Genomic DNA, 16,876 nt, shown 5'->3' on the forward strand with positions numbered 1-16,876 from the left:
GGAGTCCGACATGACGCAGCCCACGCGACCGAAACCGAGCTGGGGACGAGCGATCGCGGTAACGGGCGGCATCAGCGCCCTGCTGGTGCCGGTCTCCGCCTTTGCCGCCGTCCTGTTCCTGTTCGCCTCGAGCCGGTACGACGACAGCGGCAGGGGCCTGATGCCCAGCTGCACGCCCGAGTCCGTCAGCTGCTCGGGCCCGGAGTACGGCGTGATGGCGCTCCTTGTCCTGTACTTCATCGCCCTCTTCGGCGGCGCCGCCTGGGCCGGCGCGGCAGCGGGCCGGCTGCGCTCAGGGAAGCGGGCCCTGCTGCTGGCAACCGTGAGCCTGGCCATCACCGCCCTGGGGATCCCGGCGATCTTTCTTCTCTGAGATCCGGCTCCCCCCGCTCAGCGCGCCCGGTCAGATCGCCTTGCCCGGGTTCAGGATGCCCAGCGGATCCAGTGCCTGCCGGATGGCGTGCTGCACCTCCAGGGAGACGTCCCCCAGCTCGTCGCGCAGCCAGTCGCGTTTGAGCAGCCCGACGCCGTGCTCGCCGGTGAGGGTGCCGCCCAGGCGCTTGGCGAGGTGGAACATCCGCCCCAGCGCCTCCTTCGGCGGCCCTTCGGTCACCGACTCCTCCTGATCCATGACGATCATCGGGTGCAGGTTCCCGTCGGAGGCGTGCGCGATGGTGAAGATCCGCACACCGGTGTCGGCGCTGATCTGCTCGAGCCCGGCGACCACCTCGGCCAGCCGGCCGCGCGGCACCCCGATGTCGCCGATGGACACCCGGCCCAGCCGCTCCAGCGACGGAATCGCCTCCCGCCGTGCGGTGACCAGCGCGGCCGCATGCTCGTCGTCGACCGCCTTCTCGCAGGTGCCGAGCGGGCTGACCGCCTCCAGCACCACCTCCTGCTCCAGGAAGGCGCCGTACCCGTCGGTCTGCACCAGCAGGAACGCGCCGCCCCGGGAGCGGTAGTCGGTGCCCAGCGCCATGTCCACGGCCTCCAGCGTGGGCCCGTCCATCAGCTCCATCATCGAGGGTTGGACCCGCGCGGCGACCACCGCCGACGCCGCCCGAGCCGCGCTCTCCACATCCGGGAAGAAGGCCGCGACCGTGGCCGTGGCGGTGGGCAGCGGGCGCAGCCGCAGCGTCGCCTCGACCACGATCCCGAGGGTGCCCTCGGAGCCGATGAACAGGGCGTTCAGGTCATATCCGGTGACCCCCTTGATGGTGTCCCGCCCCGTGCGCAGCTCGCGGCCGTCAGCGAGGATGACCCGCAGCGACAGGACGGATTCCCGCGTCACTCCGTATTTGGCGCAGCGCATCCCGCCGGCGTTGGTGGCGATGTTCCCGCCGATCGAGCAGATCGCCGTGCTGGCCGGGTCCGGGGCGTAGAACAGCCCGTAGCCGGCGGCCGCGGCGTTCAGTTCGGCGTTGAGCACGCCAGGTTCGACGACGGCGAGCTGCTCCACCGGGTCGATGCGCAGGATCTCGTTCATGCCCGAGACGTCGAGCACCACCTCCCCGGCGCGGGAGGCGGAGGCGGCGGCGAGGCCGGTGCCGGCGCCCCGCGGCACCACCGGCACCCGGTGCCGGCTGGCGAGCCGAAGGGTCTGCACGACGTCGTCGGCGCTGCGGGCAAAGACCACGCCGTCCGGCGGGCTGGGCGAGAGGTAGCCGGAACGGTCGGTGCTGGCCCGCTCCCGGTCCTCGCTTCGGATGGATGCGTTCGGTGCCGCCTGCAGCAGCGCGGCGGTGGAACCGGCGGTCAGGTCGAAGTCGATGGTGTTCATGGGTCCTCTCGAACGTCGGGCGCGGAGCCGTCAGGGAACCATCCACCCCAGGATGGGTGTGGACTGCAGCCAGATGATGACGGTGAGCATGGCCAGCAGGGCCAGGCTCCAGCCGATGAGCTTGCGCAGCAGCAGGCTCTCGGAGCCTTCCCGGCCGACGGCGGCGGAGGCGATGGCCAGGTTCTGCAGCGAGAGCATCTTGCCCATGACGCCCGCCGAGGAGTTGGCGGCGGCCATCAGGGTGGGCGACAGGCCGGTCTCGTTGGCGGCGGCAACCTGCAGCTGGCCGAACAGGGAGTTCGACGACGTGTCGGAACCGGTCAGCGCCACGCCGATCCAGCCCAGCAGCGGCGAGAGGATGGCAAAGAAGCCGCCCGCCGAGGCCAGTGCCACGCCGAGAGTGGTGGTCTGCCCGCTCAGGTTCATCACGAAGGACAGGGCCAGCACGGCGCAGACCGTGAGGATGGTCCAGCGCAGCTGCTTGAGGGTCTCGCCGTAGATCCGCACCCCGGCGCCGGGCCTGATGCGGTAGAGGAGCATGGTCAGGATGCCGGAGAACAGCAGCAGCGTTCCGGTGGCCTTCACATGATCGAAGCGCAGGTTCTGCGCCGCCACCGGCTCGCCCGCGGAATTGGTGACGTCCAGGCCCGGCCAGTGGAAGGTCACCCCGCCGATCTGCGTCAGCCAGGCCTTGACGGCGGGAATCTGGGCGAGGGAGAAGACCGTGATGATGATCAGGTACGGTGCCACCGCCATCCAGACGCTCCGGGCATCGGGCCGGGTGTTGTCGGCGTCCTCTGCCGGGCGATCGGTGCCACCGTCCGCGGGCGACGCCGCGGCGTGGGCTCCGGCGCGGCCGGGGGCTTCCGCCGCACCGTCGAGGCCGCCCGGACCCGCAGGCGACGGCGCTGCATGCCGTCCGCCGCCGCTGCCGCCTCCGGCCGAAACCGGGAGCGCGCCGTCGCCGTCGGCGTCACCGCCGCGGGCATCGGCCACGGCGGTGTCTTCGACGTCCTGCGACTGGCCGTTCATGCCGATGATTTCCTTCGGCTGCCAGACCCGCAGCATCAGCAGCACCGCAATAACGGTGACGACGGCGGCCACCACGTCGGTCAGCTCCACGACGAAGAAATTGGAGGCCACGAACTGGGCGAGACCGAAGGCGATGCCGGAGACCAGGGCCACCGGCCAGGTCTGGCGGAGGCCGCGTTTTCCGTCCACCAGGAAGACCAGGATCAGCGGCACCACCAGGGCAACGAACGGAGTCTGCCGGCCCGTCATGGAGGACAGCTCCTGCAGCGGGATGCCGGTGACGCCGTTGAGGGCGATGATCGGCGCGGCCATCGCACCGAAGGCGACCGGGGCGGTGTTGGCCAGCAGCGCGACGACGGCGCTCTTGATCGGCTTCATGCCGGCGGCCATGAGCATGGCCGCCGCGATCGCCACGGGCGCTCCGAACCCGGCCAGGGATTCGAGCAGGGCGCCGAAGCAGAAGGCGATCAGGATGGAGAGGATGCGCAGGTCATCCGAGATCGACCGGATCGTCCTGCCCAGCAGCTCGAACCACGGGGTGGAGACGGTGAGCTTGTAGATCCACAGGGCGTTGATCAGGATCCAGAGGATGGGGAAGACCGCGTAGAACGCACCGAGCCCGGTGGCCGAGAGCGCCTGGCCCAGCGGCATTCCCCAGGCGATCACCGCGAGGAGGAAGGACAGGGCCAGGCCGATGACGCCGGCCTGCCAGGCCTTCATCCGGAACACGCCGAGGAGGACGAACAGCAGCAGCAGGGGCAGGGCAGCGAGGATGGCCGAGAACACCAGCGACCCGCCCACCGGATCGAGGACCTGCTGAAAAGCCGCAACCTGGATAGCCACAAAAACCCCCTCGTTTTTGTGCTGGCCAGTCTCCCCGTGGAACCTCGGGAGCCGGGCCGGCCGGACGGCACCGTAGCCGTCTCACGATGGGGACGACAGTAGGCGCGCCCCTCAGGGCGGTCAACCCTCGTCAGGTTCCTGATTTCCCCTGCCGCTGAAAAGCCGCACGGCCCTTCCATGAAGCGGAAGGGCCGTGCGGCGCGGGAAGATGCCGGGCCGGCCCGGAGCGTCCCGCGCGGCTACTTTTCGCGGGCCTTGCGGGTCTGCTTGTCGTTGGCTTTCTGCAGCGCGTCCACGAGCTCGTCCTTCGTCATGGTGGACCGCCCGGGCACGTCCAGCTTCTTTGCCTGCTCGTAGAGGTGGTCCTTGGAGGCATTGGCGTCCACACCGCCTGCGGTTCCCTTCGAGGATCCCGGGCCGCCGCCCTCCGCGCGCTTGTCGGAAGGGCCGGACTCGTCCTTCTCCTCCCAATGGTCACCCACCTTCTCGTGTGTGTGCTTCAGCGAGGCATAGGCGGCGCGGGCTGCGCGCTCTTCGTTCCCGTCGTAGGACTCCATGGCCGAGTCGTAGGTCTTGGCGAACGTGTCCTGCGCCTTGGTGTCCGAACGCTGCAGGGTCGAGGGCAGCTCGCTGTCCTTCGCATGGCCGCTCTTTGACGTCTTCGGCATCATGTCTCCTTGTCCCGCCGGCTCAGCTGTTGCGCCCGGATTCGCCGGTCTCTGCGGTGCGGTTGGGTTCCATGGCGTCCTGAACCTCTCCGCTGTTACTAAGGGTACTTATGGTCTATCACCATATCGCCGCCCCCTCAAGCGCCCGACGCCGCCGCCCGGGCCCCGATCAGGCGCGTCACGGACCAGGCGTGCACCTTAGGCGGAACGCGTCTCCCCGGCCCGATCAAGGTAGGACTCCATCAGTTCACCGTCCAGGGCGAGTTCCACGCGGCGGACCATGCCCCGGACCTTCTCCGCATCCACGCCCACCATCCGGTCGTCCACGGCATCCAGCACCAGGGAGGCCTGGCGCCTGATCTCGTCCCGTTGGGTATCGTTGGCGGCGCTCGCCGCGCAGTCCCGCAGCAGGCGCAGCAGCGCGGTCAGCACGACCGGATCACCGGAGCCGTAGTGGCGGACGGGTGCGCAGACCAGGTCGATGAAGGATCGATAGTCGCGGCCGGCAGTCACCAGGCGCAGCGTTCCGTTCCTGCCCCGGTGCGCCTCCGGCCCAAGACGCCGGTGCTGGATATCCACCAGGAGGTCGGTGCAGTAGCCCAGGGCATGGGAACAGGTCACCGGGTCGTTGATGCTGGGCGAGATGGCCTTCACGGCAATGTCCGTGAGCTGCCGCAGGCCAAGTGCGGCATCCTGTTCCGGCGTGCGTTCATAGCCGATCTCCAGGGCGCGGGCGAGGGCTGCGGTGACGTCGGCAGTGTCGGCGGCCGGCGCGCCGTCGTCGTTCCACAGCCGCCCGATCGGTGCACCCAGCGCGACGTGGTCGCCCGGCTGGACGTCCACATGGAGCACCTGGGCGCTGCGCTCCAACGCCTCCACCAGGGGGCGCCAGTCCAGTGCCTTGATGATGCCGCTGCGCGGGGCGCGGAGGAGCGTGCCGCCGTCGGGCGCCGGGAAGCACTGCTCCTCGCCGTCCGGGGAATCGGGATAGGTCGCGCGCAGCACGGCCAGCGCCTGCCCATGGGCCGTGACCATCATCGTGTCCACCCGGAGGGACCTGGTGATGTGGCCGATGAACAGGAGCAGCACCATGCCGCAGGCGATGCCCAGCACATAAACCAGGCCGACGACGAGCACCGGCACCGGCGTCTGGGGGTCCATGCCGCGCAGCCCGGTGATGCTGACCACGAAGGTTGACAGCAGGACGGCCAGGACCAGCTGGGTCCGCTTGTCCCGGGCAAACTCGCGCAGCAGCCGGGGCGAGAACTGCTGTGACGCCAACTGCAGGGCCACGACGGTCAGCGAGAACGTCACGGTCACGGCGGTCATCACGCTGGTGGCCACCGCCTGAAGGAGCGTGGAGGCCGCCTCCATGCCGCTGGGCCAGATCCAGCGGGCCCACGCCTGGTCCTGCCCGGGCCGCACCGGCAGCAGCAGCAGGGTCACGGCGAGCGCAGCGAGGGAGGCACAGGTGGGCCAGAACCACACGGACGCCCTTAGCGCCTCCCGATCGATACGAAACCTGCGTGCACCGCTGCCTGCCGGCTGCGACGCCGCCGACGCCCCGGACCTGGCTGCCATATCCACGGACTCTGCTCCCTGCTCCCGACTGATCTGTTCCCCTTAAGACTGAAAGGGACGGCCAGCCGGCCGCCCCTTTCATTCCACCGCTGCCCGCCGCCTGCGGGCAAACCGGCTAGGCGTTGTGGCCCACCTGGCGCCCGGCGGGTCCGCGGTCGCGGGTCAGCAGCAGGGCCAGGCCGATCATGGTCACGCCGAGGAACAGGTGCAGCCAGTTGTCGGCATTGTTCAGCGGCACAAAGTTGGCCGAGGAGTCGTGGTCGACGACCAGGCCGTAGATCCACAGCACCAGGTACACCGCACCGCCCCAGAGCAGGAAGCTGCGGGCTCCGCCCACCGTGCGGGCCAGGACCAGGCCTGCGACTCCGTAGAGCAGGTGCACGGCGTTATGCAGAATCGACACCTGGAAAACACCCAGCAGCAATGCGCCGGAATGATGTCCTGCACCGCTCAGTGCCTCGTAGTTTGTGGTGATTCCGGGAATGAATCCCATGATGCCCACCAGAAGGAAAACCACACCGTAGGCGAGGGCTGCCTTCTGGACGTTGGTACGGCTGCGGGTTTCGACGCCGCCGGTTCCGGGAGAAGTCATATGCCTGTCCAATCTCTCGTGGGTTTTACGAAGTCTGGTGCACCATCATAAGCACACTTACTATCAGATTGCACATCCGCCCCTGCTGCACCAACTGCCGCACCGCCCCGATCCGGTGACCTTCATCCGCGGGGGCGCGCCTCCTCGATCTCCTCGTCTTCGATGCCGAGGATCTCCAGCCGCCCCGCCTTCCGGTCCGCCAGGTAAGCCTTCATTTCCCGTTTGACAACCGGCAGGAGCAAATACACGCCCAGCAGGTTCACAAAGGCGCAGATAAAGAGCGTGGCGTCGGTAAAACTGATGACCTGGCTGAAGGACAGCACACAGCCCGCCACGGTGAAGGTCAGGAAAATGACCTTGTAGGCGATTTCGCGGCGCCGCCCCCTCCCGAAAAGGTACTCCCAGGCCTTAAGCCCGTAATAGGACCACGTGATGAGCGTGGAGTAGGCGAACAGTGCGACCGCGACGGACAGGATGATCGGGAACCAGGGCAGCACCGTGGCAAACGCGTCGGAGGTGAGGATGACGCCGTCGGGCGCGTCGCCGCCGGCCTGCACCTGGTCGATGCCGGACTGCAGGCTGGGCGCTCCCGCCATGATGATGGCCAGGGCCGTCATGGTGCAGATGAGGACCGTGTCCACCAGGGGCTCCACCATGGCCACGAATCCTTCGCTGACCGGGCGGCGGGTTTTCACCGCGGAGTGCGCGATGGCCGCCGATCCCACCCCGGCCTCATTGGAGAAGGACGCGCGCTGGAAGCCGATGATCATCACGCCGAGGACGCCGCCGGCGAATCCTTCCGGCCGGAAGGCCCCCTCGATGATGGCCCCGACCGCTGCGGGAATCTGGTCGATGTTCACAAGGATCACCGCCGCGCAGGCGACGATGTAGAGCGCCGCCATGGCGGGCACCAGCCGCGACGTGGTCGCGCCGATGGACTTGATGCCGCCGAGGATCACCACGGCCACCAGCACGGCCAGGACGAGGCCGAAGGCAAGGGCGGCGCCGTCGGACCCCAGGAACCCGTTCTCCCCGCCGGTGGCGTTGCGGACCTGGGCGAAGGTCTGGTTCGCCTGGAACATGTTGCCGCCGGCGACGCCGAAGAGCAGGATCGCCACCGCAAAGATCCCGGTCAGGACCTTGGCGGGAAGATGCCCGAAGCGCCGGAAGGCCACGGGCAGGTACTTGAACGGCCCGCCGCTGACGCTGCCGTCCTCGTGCACCTGCCGGAACTTGACTCCCAGGGTGCACTCGGCGAACTTGGTCGCCATGCCGAGCAGGCCGGCGAGGACCATCCAGAAGGTTGCGCCCGGCCCGCCGAGTGCCATCGCGGCGCCGACGCCGGCGATGTTCCCCAGCCCGACCGTGCCGGACAATGCGGACGTCAATGCCTGGAAATGCGGCACTTCGCCCGGGTCCCGCTTGGTGGAGAACTTTCCGCGCACCACCTCGGCGGTGATCTTCAGGCCCCGGAACTGGATGAAGCCGAAGTAGCAGGTGAAGGCGATGCCCGCGATGATCAGCCAGGCGACGACCAGCGGGAAGCTGAAGTCTCCGATGGTCAGCGGCACGAACACGACGGCGTTGAACAGCGCGGCGATCGGCTCGAAGAACGAATTGACGGCGCTGTCCACGGAAGCCAGCCAGCCACCCCCGGATTCCGATGCCATGGGTGCGAATGCGCTGGGAACCATGCGGAACCTCCGGTTTAATAAGCAGGCTGACTTTCGTGGCCTATAGCCTTGCTTAAATCACAGGAGTAACACAAATCACAGAAGGAGGGGGTGCGCTGCCGGGCCTCCCGACGTCAGCACTCCACGACGTTCACGGCCAGCCCACCCATGGCGGTTTCCTTGTACTTGTCGCTCATATCGCGCCCGGTTTCGCGCATGGTGATGATGACTTCGTCGAGGGAAACCCGATGGTCGCCGTCGCCCCACAGCGCCATTTTCGCGGCGTTCACCGCCTTCGCCGCACCGATCGCGTTGCGCTCGATGCAGGGCACCTGCACCAGCCCGCCGATGGGATCGCACGTGAGCCCCAGATTGTGTTCCATCGCGATTTCGGCGGCGTTTTCCACCTGGGCGGGCGTGCCGCCGAGGATCTCGGCCAGCCCGGCGGCGGCCATGGACGACGCCGAGCCCACCTCGCCCTGGCAGCCCACCTCGGCGCCCGAGATCGAAGCCTGCTCCTTGTACAGCACCCCCACGGCGCCGGCGGCAAGCAGGAACCGGACGACGACGTCGTCGCGCTCCGCCGGCGTCGCGCCCTCCATGCCCGGGCCGTAGTGGGTGGCGTAGAACAGGACGGCGGGGATGATGCCGGCCGCGCCGTTGGTGGGGGCGGTGACCACCCGGCCGCCGGAGGCGTTCTCCTCGTTCACGGCCAGGGCCACCAGGTTGACCCATTCCTGCCAGAACTTCGGATCCCGGGTCGGGTCCTCCGCGCGCAGCCGGGTGTGCCAGGCCGGGGCCCGGCGGCGGACGTTCAGCCCGCCGGGCAGCAGCCCCGTGCGGCTGATGGCGGAGTTCTTGCACTCCTCCATGACGTCGCGGATGTGCAGCAGGCCGGCGCGGATGTCGGCCTCGGTGCGGGAGGCCATCTCGTTGGCCAGCATCACCTGGCTGATCGACAGGTTGCCGGCCTCGCAGTGTGCCAGCAGCTCGGCGGCGGTCCGGAAGGGGTAGGGCAGCTGCGCCTTGCTGGACTCCAGCTCCGCCGCCGCGGCGTCCTCCTCGCCGTCACGGACGATGAAGCCGCCGCCCACGGAGAACCAGGTGCCCTCGTGCAGCACGGCCCCGCCGGCGTCGAGCGCAGCGAACTTCACGCCGTTGGTGTGCCGGGGCAGGATGGTCAGCGGGTGCAGGATGATGTCCTCGGCCGTGTAGGCCAGGACGACGCCGCCGGCGCCGGTCAGCTCCGCGCCGAGCCGCAGCTTGCCGGTGGCGGAGATGTCGGCCAGCCGCTCGTCCACCTGCCCGGGCAGGATCAGCTCGGGCGCAAAGCCTTCGAGCCCGAGCAGCACGGCGGTCATGGTGCCGTGTCCGCGGCCGGTCGCTGCGAGGGACCCGTACAGGTCCACCCGCAGCCCGGCCACGGCAGGCAGGACACCGGCGTCGGCCAGTTCCGCGGCGAAGGCCGCGGCGGCCCGCATGGGGCCCACCGTGTGGGAACTCGAAGGTCCGATCCCCACGGAGAACAGGTCAAAAACGCCGACGGCCATGGTTACGCTCCGCCGCCGGAAAGGCGGCAGCTCACAGCTCGCCGCCGTTCTTCTGCGCGTACTCCTCGGCGGAGAGCAGCTCGCCCTCGGCGGTGACGTTCACGGTGAACAGCCAGCCGGCGCCGTACGGGTCCTCGTTCAGCAGGGCCGGGTTGTCGATGGCCTCCTGGTTGATCTCCACGACCTCGCCCGAGACCGGGGCGTACAGGTCGGAGACCGACTTGGTGGATTCCACCTCGCCGCAGGTCTCGCCGGCGGTCACGGTGTCGCCGACGGCGGGCAGGTCAACGTAGACCACATCGCCCAGGGCGTCGGCGGCGACGGCGGAGATCCCGACCTTCACGGGCGAGGAGCTGTCCACCCATTCGTGCTCGGCGGAGTAGCGGAGGGAGGAATCGACTTTGCTCATTGGTGGGTGCCTTTCGAAAGGGTGCGGAGGGATCGGGGAACGCCGCCGTGGGAGCAGGCGCTGGTATGAGTCTAGGAGCGGTCGCGCCGATAGAACGGCAGGGCGACGACCTCGAATGCCTCGGGGCGGCCGCGCAGGTCAACCTCGACGGCGGTGCCCGGCTCGGCGAGCGCGGCGTCCACGTAGGCGAGGGCGATCGGGTAGCCGAGGGTCGGGCTCGGCGCACCGGAGGTTACCTCGCCCACGGTGCGCCCGTCGGCGAGCACCGGATAGCCGGAGCGCGCCGAGCGGCGTCCGGCACCCTTCAGTCCGACCAGCTTCCGGGCCGGTTCGCTTCCGGAGAGCTTCTCCAGGGCGGCGCGGCCGACGAAGTCGCCCTCCTTGGCCAGCGACACCACCGGGCCCAGGCCCGCAGCGTAGGGGTCCAGGTTCCGGCTGAGTTCGTTTCCGTAGAGCGGCATCCCGGCTTCCAGGCGCAGCGAATCGCGGCAGGCCAGCCCGGCGGGCACCAGGCCGTCGTCGGCTCCCGCGGCCAGCAGGGCGGACCAAAGGGCGGCGGCCTGTGCGTTGGGCACGTAGATCTCGAACCCGTCCTCGCCGGTGTAGCCGGTGCGGGCCACGAGCAGCTCGGCTGCCCCGGCGTCCGCGAGCTCCAGGGGCACCGGGGCCGCGGCGTAGTACTTCATGCCGGTGACCGTCTCCTGCGTGGCGGCCGGAACCAGGCGCAGCAGGATCTGTTCCGCCTTCGGGCCCTGGATTGCCACCAGCGAGGTATTGGCGGACTCGTCCTCCACAGCCACGTCGAAGTCCTCGGCGCGGGCTGCCAGCTCGCCGGCCACCACCGCGGCGTTGCCGGCGTTGGGCACCACCAGGAATTCGTCGTCGGCCAGCCGGTAGCTGATCAGGTCATCGATGATGCCGCCGTCGGCGTCGGTGATCAGCGAGTACTTGGCCCTGCCCACCTTCACGCCGGAGAGCTTTCCGGCCAGCGCGTAGTCCAGGAACGCACCGGCCTCGGGACCGGAAACCCGGACCTCGCCCATGTGCGAGAGGTCGAACAGCCCGGCGGCCCCGCGGACGGCACGGTGCTCGGCGAGCTCGGAGCTGTACTTCAGCGGCATCTGCCAGCCCCCGAAGTCGGTGAAGGACGCGCCGGCGGCCTGGTGCTGTGCATACAGCGCAGTGGTCTTGTCGGTCACGGGAGCGCTCCTAGTTCTCGAAGGCTTCGATGGGCGGGCAGGAGCAGACCAGGTTCCGGTCGCCGGCGGCGCCGTCGATCCGGCCGACCGGCGGGAAGTACTTGTCCATCCGCAGCCCGGGCACCGGGAAGGCGGCCTGCTCGCGGGGGTACGGGCGGGTCCATTCGTTGGCGACGACGGCGGCCGCGGTGTGCGGGGCGCGGCGCAGCGGGGACTCCTCGACCGGGAACTCGCCGGCGGCCACCTGGTCGATTTCGGCGCGGATGGCGATCATCGCGTCGATGAAGCGGTCCAGCTCGCCCAGGTCCTCGGACTCGGTGGGCTCGACCATCAGGGTGCCGGCCACCGGGAAGGACAGGGTGGGAGCGTGGAAGCCGTAGTCGATGAGCCGCTTAGCGACATCTTCCGCGGTGACGCCGGTCTTCGCGGTCAGTTCGCGCAGGTCAAGGATGCACTCGTGCGCCACCAGACCGCCCTTGCCGGTGTAGAGCACCGGGAAGTGCTCGTTCAGCCGGGCGGCGACGTAGTTGGCGGCCAGCAGGGCGCTCTTGGTGGCCTGGGTCAGGCCCTCCCCGCCCATCAGGTTCACATACGCCCAGGAGATGGGCAGCACGCCGGCGGAGCCGTAGCGGGAGGCGGAGACGGGAATGTCCTCGCCGCCGTCCCAGGCCGCGGCGTTGCCGGGCAGGAACGGTGCCAGGTGGGAGCGGGCCGCGACCGGGCCGACGCCCGGGCCGCCGCCGCCGTGCGGGATGCAGAAGGTCTTGTGCAGGTTCAGGTGCGAGACGTCGCCGCCGAACTCGCCCGGCTTGGCCAGGCCGACCAGGGCGTTGAGGTTGGCGCCGTCGATGTAGACCTGCCCGCCGGCTTCGTGGACGGCGTCGCAGACGTCGCGCACGTCGTCGTCGTAGACGCCGTGGGTGGAGGGGTAGGTGATCATGATGGCCGAGAGGTTCTCCCGGTGCGCGTCGATCTTGGCGCGCAGGTCGGCGTGGTCGATCGCGCCGTCGTCGGCGGTGCCGACCACCACGACCTTCATCCCGGCCAGGACGGCGGAGGCGGCGTTGGTGCCGTGCGCCGAGGCGGGGATGAGGCAGATGTCGCGCTGGACGTCGCCGCGCGAGCGGTGCCAGCCGCGGATGGCCAGCAGGCCGGCCAGTTCGCCCTGCGAGCCGGCGTTGGGCTGGATGGACACGGCGTCGTAGCCGGTGATCTCGGCCAGCTTCGCTTCGAGGCCCTCGATCAGCTCACGCCAGCCGGCGGTCTGCTCCTCGGGGGCGAAGGGGTGGATGGTGGCGAACTCCGGCCAGGTCATGGCCATCATCTCGGCGGTGGCGTTCAGCTTCATGGTGCACGAGCCGAGCGGGATCATGGTGCGGTCCAGGGCCAGGTCCCGGTCCGAGAGGCGGCGCAGGTAGCGCAGCATCTGCGTCTCGGAGCGGTAGGCGGAGAAGACCGGGTGGGTCATGAAGTCCGAGGTGCGCAGCAGGGCGTCGGGCAGTTCGTACCCTGCGGCGTCGGCCGGGCCGGGCTCGCCGGCGCCGAACGCGGCGGCGACGTCGGCCAGCACCGCCTCGGTGGTGGTCTCGTCGCAGGAGACGCCCACGGTGTCGGCGTCGATGGAGCGCAGGTTGATGCCGCGCTCCCGGGCGGCGGCCAGGACCTCGGCGGCGCGGCCGGGAACCTGCACGGTCAGTGTGTCGAAGAACGTCTCGTGCAGCGGTTCCAGTCCGGCCTTCACAAGGGCCGCGGCCAGGGTACGGGCCCGGTCGTTGGTGCGCCGGGCAATCGCGCGCAGACCCTCGGGCCCGTGGTAGACGGCGTACATGGAGGCGGTGATGGCCAGCAGCGCCTGGGCGGTGCAGATGTTGGAGGTGGCCTTCTCGCGGCGGATGTGCTGCTCGCGGGTCTGCAGTGCCAGCCGGTAGGCGGGGGTGCCGGCGTCGTCCTTGGACACGCCGACGAGGCGGCCGGGCAGCGAGCGCTCCAGGCCCTTGCGCACGGCCATGTACGCGGCGTGCGGGCCGCCGAAGAACAGCGGGACGCCGAAGCGCTGCACGGAGCCGACGGCGACGTCGGCGCCCTGCTCCCCGGGCGGGGTGAGCAGGGTCAGGGCGAGCAGGTCGGCGGCGACGGTGACCATGGCGCCGCGTTCCTTCGCCTCGGCGATCAGGGGCGCCTGGTCACGGACGACGCCGGAGGCGCCGGGCTGCTGCAGCACGACGCCGGTGATCTCTCCCTCGGGCAGGCCGGCGGAGAGGTCGGCGACCTCGACGTCGAAGCCGAGCGCCCGGGCCCGGCCCTCGACCACGGCGATGGTCTGGGGGAACGCCTCGGCGTCGAGGACGATCTTTCCGTCCGCCTTCTTCTTGTTGGACCGGCGCATCAGCAGCACGGCCTCGGCGACGGCGGTGGCTTCATCCAGCAGCGACGCGTTGGCGATCGGCAGGGCGGTGAGGTCCTGGACCATGGTCTGGAAGTTCAGCAGCGCCTCGAGCCGGCCCTGGGAGATTTCCGGCTGGTACGGGGTGTAGGCGGTGTACCAGGCCGGGTCCTCGACGATGTTGCGCAGGATCACCGGCGGAGTGTGCGTGCCGTAGTAGCCCTGCCCGATCATCTGCACGGCGGTGCGGTTCTTCCCGGCGAGCGCGCGCAGCTCGGCGAGGGTCTCCTCCTCGCTGCGGGCCTGCCCGAGCACCAGCGGGGCGTCCTGGCGGATGGCGGCGGGAACGGCGGCGTCCACCAGCGCGTCCAGGCTGTCGTAGCCGACGGCCTTGAGCATGGTCTCGGTGGCCGGGGCGTCGGCGCCGATGTGGCGGTCGACGAAGGCGGCGGGGGTGTCGGCGGGGGCAGTCATCTTCAACTCCGGGGCAGGCAGGATGAGGGCATGCCGGCGGGCAGCCGGCTCCTCCCCGCTCTGTATTGGACCTGAGAGATTCCGCGGGTGAGGCCCGCTTGCACCGTCGGTGAGCACGGCCTTGGGCCGGGCTGCTTTCCAGAGTTGCCTCGCTGCGGCGGTACCGGTGCCTGAGAGATTCCCGGGGAGGGTTTGCTCCTACGGCGCCGACGGATGTGATGCTCCGGCGGGCTCTCCCGCCGCGGCTGATAACGGCATTTTCAATTGTGTTCTACGCTACGAAACTCTAGCCCGCACCCCCGGCCGCAGCAAGGCGGTTTCGGCCCGTGACAAGCGGCGGGGTGCCCTCCCTCCGCGCGCGGAGGCGCCGCGCGCCCGGTGACTCGGGGCGGGGAGCGGCCCGCTCCTGTTTTGACATCGCCTGCGCGGACTCCCAGACTTTCAAGGGTCGGCGGCGGCGCCGCATCCCCCGGTCTCCCCGGGCGGCGGCCTCGGCCGAGCGGACGCGTCCGCTCCGGCTGCGCCTAGAAGAAAGATCTCCATGTCTGACCGCACCGCCTCCATCTCCCCTTCATCCACCCCGGCTGTTCCCGGCTCCGGAACGGACGACGGCGGGGGCGGCGGGAGCGGGCTGGCCCGCTCCATGTCCAGCCGGCACATCCAGCTGCTGGCCATCGGCGGAGCGATCGGCACCGGCCTGTTCATGGGCTCGGGCAAGACCATCTCGGTGGCAGGCCCGTCGGTGATCTTCGTGTACATGGTCATCGGGTTCATGCTGTTCTTCGTCATGCGGGCCCTCGGCGAGCTGCTGCTGTCCAACCTGAACTACAAGTCCTTCACCGACTTCTCCGCCGATCTGCTCGGCCCGTGGGCCGGATTCTTCACCGGCTGGACGTACTGGTTCTGCTGGGTGGTCACCGGCATCGCGGATGTGGTCGCGATTGCGCACTACGTGACGTTCTGGTGGGCTGACGCCCCGCTGTGGATTCCGGCCCTGGCCTGCATCCTGCTGCTGGTGGCGCTGAACCTGCCCACCGTGAAGGCCTTCGGCGAAACCGAGTTCTGGTTCGCCCTGGTCAAAATCATTGCCATCCTGACCCTGATCGTGGTGGGCCTGGTGATGATCTTCTCCGGCTTCAGCTCCGACTCCGGCGAGGCTTCCTTCACCAACCTGTGGGCGCACGGCGGTTTCTTCCCCACCGGGCCCATGGGCTTCGTGGCCGGCTTCCAGATCGCCGTGTTCGCCTTCGTCGGCATCGAGCTGGTGGGCACCGCCGCCGCCGAGACGAAGGATCCGGAAAAGAACCTGCCGAAGGCCATCAACTCCATTCCGATCCGCGTGATGCTCTTCTACGTTGCGGCGCTGGCCATCCTCATGGCGGTCACCCCGTGGACGGGATTCAGCGCGGACGAGAGCCCGTTCGTGGGCATGTTCGCGCTGGCCGGGCTGGGCACCGCCGCGGCCGTGGTCAACTTCGTGGTCCTGACCTCCGCCGCATCCTCGGCGAACTCCGGCATCTATTCCACCTCGCGCATGGTGTACGGCCTGGCGCACGAGGGCGACGCGCCCAAGGCGTTCGGCCGGCTGTCGCGGCGCAAGGTGCCGCAGAACGCCCTGTTCTTCTCCTGCACCTTCCTGCTCGCCGGCGTCGTGCTGCTCTACGCCGGCGACTCGGTGAGCGCGGCCTTCACGCTGGTCACCACCATCTCCGCGCTGTGCTTCATGTTCGTCTGGACGCTGATCCTGGTCAGCTACCTGGCCTACCGCCGGCGCCGCCCGCACCTGCACGCGGCATCGACGTTCAAGCTGCCCGGCGGCGTCGGCATGGTCTATCTGGTGCTGGCCTTCTTCGTGTTCCTGCTCTGGGCGCTGACCACCCAGCCCGACACCCTGCAGGCGCTGCTGGTCACGCCCATCTGGTTCCTCCTGCTGGGCGTGGTGTACGCCGTGATGCGCCGCCGCCCGGAACACCGCGCCCGGGTGGCCGGTTTCAGGGCACAGCGCAGCGCCGAGCGCGCGGCGCTGGCCGCCGTCGGGCAGCAGCCCGGCTAGTACACCACGGTGCCGCTGGCGGGCACGGTCGTGCCCGCCTTCGCCGGCTGTCCGGACACCTCCACCAGGATGCCCAGGGAGTGCAGCGGCGTCTCCAGGGCCGCCGCCAGGTCCGGCACCAGGCGGTCCTGCACCTCGCGGAGCACCTGCTGGATGTCCGCCCGTGAGTTCACGGTCAGCCGCAGGGCCAGGTCCGGCTCCTCGGCCGTGCCGCGCAGCAGCGCGTCGCAGCCGACGACACCGGCCACCTGGCCGGCCTGCTCCTCAACAGCACCCGCCAGGACGGCCGGATCGATCACGGTGATGCCGCGGGCGGGGTTCTCCTGCAGCCGGAACCGGCTGCCGGGCCGACGCCGGGGGATCTGGGCCATCAGCCACCACAGCGCCAGCAGGCCCAGCAGCACTCCGGCGGCCAGCACGGCCCAGGGCAGCCAGTCGGAGCCCTCCGTGAAGCTGCCGAGGCCGGGGGCTGCCCGGTCCTGCGGGCGCCCCGCCGCGCCGCCGCTGGCGCCGTCCGCCGCGCCCGATGCCAGCAGCAGGATCCAGATGCCCCCCGCCAGGCCCAGCAGCCCCAGCAGGGTCAGCCAGGTGCGGTTGGCCGCCCCGGGATGCTCACGCATGTCCTTGTCCTTTCCGCCG

The 16,876-nt window shown here is 69.8% G+C and carries 13 protein-coding genes and 1 riboswitch; of the genes, 2 read left to right on the forward strand and 11 right to left on the reverse strand.

Going from position 1 to position 16,876, the window contains the following annotated elements; all coding sequences use genetic code 11:
- The first annotated feature begins 10 nt into the window (after positions 1-10).
- On the forward strand, positions 11-373 hold the full coding sequence (locus tag AC5RUW_RS02110) for a hypothetical protein (RefSeq protein WP_494159172.1): 363 nt from the start codon (positions 11-13) through the stop codon (positions 371-373).
- A 30-nt stretch (positions 374-403) separates the two neighbouring features.
- On the opposite strand, the gene AC5RUW_RS02115 is transcribed toward AC5RUW_RS02110, so the two are convergent.
- From AC5RUW_RS02115 to gcvP, 10 genes are all read right to left on the reverse strand, one after another.
- Entirely contained in the window at positions 404-1,780 is a 1,377-nt protein-coding gene (locus tag AC5RUW_RS02115) for an FAD-binding oxidoreductase (RefSeq protein WP_494159173.1), read from the reverse strand.
- 30 nt (positions 1,781-1,810) lie between these two features.
- A complete protein-coding gene (locus tag AC5RUW_RS02120) occupies positions 1,811-3,655 on the reverse strand; it encodes an L-lactate permease (RefSeq protein WP_494159174.1) in 1,845 nt (614 codons plus the stop codon).
- 239 nt (positions 3,656-3,894) lie between these two features.
- Entirely contained in the window at positions 3,895-4,323 is a 429-nt protein-coding gene (locus tag AC5RUW_RS02125) for a ChaB family protein (protein WP_494159175.1), read from the reverse strand.
- 198 nt (positions 4,324-4,521) lie between these two features.
- On the reverse strand, positions 4,522-5,811 hold the full coding sequence (locus tag AC5RUW_RS02130; RefSeq protein ID WP_494159176.1) for a DUF2254 domain-containing protein: 1,290 nt from the start codon (positions 5,809-5,811) through the stop codon (positions 4,522-4,524).
- 208 nt (positions 5,812-6,019) lie between these two features.
- Positions 6,020-6,496 (reverse strand): DUF4383 domain-containing protein, encoded by a 477-nt coding sequence (locus AC5RUW_RS02135; RefSeq protein ID WP_494159177.1) that lies wholly within the window; start codon positions 6,494-6,496, stop codon positions 6,020-6,022.
- Between the two features lie 122 nt (positions 6,497-6,618).
- Positions 6,619-8,166: an alanine/glycine:cation symporter family protein gene (locus AC5RUW_RS02140; RefSeq protein WP_494159178.1), complete on the reverse strand. Its 1,548-nt coding sequence runs from the start codon at positions 8,164-8,166 to the stop codon at positions 6,619-6,621.
- 137 nt (positions 8,167-8,303) lie between these two features.
- On the reverse strand, positions 8,304-9,719 hold the full coding sequence (locus AC5RUW_RS02145; RefSeq protein WP_494159179.1) for an L-serine ammonia-lyase: 1,416 nt from the start codon (positions 9,717-9,719) through the stop codon (positions 8,304-8,306).
- A 31-nt stretch (positions 9,720-9,750) separates the two neighbouring features.
- Positions 9,751-10,128 (reverse strand): glycine cleavage system protein GcvH, encoded by a 378-nt coding sequence (gene gcvH / locus AC5RUW_RS02150; RefSeq protein WP_494159180.1) that lies wholly within the window; start codon positions 10,126-10,128, stop codon positions 9,751-9,753.
- 71 nt (positions 10,129-10,199) lie between these two features.
- Complete coding sequence (gene gcvT, locus AC5RUW_RS02155; RefSeq protein ID WP_494159181.1) at positions 10,200-11,327, reverse strand: glycine cleavage system aminomethyltransferase GcvT; 1,128 nt, start codon at positions 11,325-11,327, stop codon at positions 10,200-10,202.
- A 10-nt stretch (positions 11,328-11,337) separates the two neighbouring features.
- Positions 11,338-14,184, reverse strand: a complete 2,847-nt coding sequence (gcvP, locus tag AC5RUW_RS02160; RefSeq protein ID WP_494159182.1) for an aminomethyl-transferring glycine dehydrogenase — start codon at positions 14,182-14,184, stop codon at positions 11,338-11,340.
- 148 nt (positions 14,185-14,332) lie between these two features.
- Positions 14,333-14,433: riboswitch (glycine riboswitch) on the reverse strand.
- A 292-nt stretch (positions 14,434-14,725) separates the two neighbouring features.
- On the opposite strand from gcvP, the gene cycA reads away from it, so the two are divergent.
- On the forward strand, positions 14,726-16,237 hold the full coding sequence (gene cycA, locus AC5RUW_RS02165; protein WP_494159183.1) for a D-serine/D-alanine/glycine transporter: 1,512 nt from the start codon (positions 14,726-14,728) through the stop codon (positions 16,235-16,237).
- Here cycA and AC5RUW_RS02170 read toward each other — a convergent pair.
- Positions 16,234-16,857, reverse strand: coding sequence for a hypothetical protein (locus AC5RUW_RS02170; RefSeq protein ID WP_494159184.1), 624 nt, complete (start codon positions 16,855-16,857; stop codon positions 16,234-16,236). The two genes, cycA and AC5RUW_RS02170, sit on opposite strands and share 4 nt — an antisense overlap.
- Positions 16,858-16,876 lie beyond the last annotated feature (19 nt).

The organism is Arthrobacter sp. Y3222053 (assembly GCF_059092805.1).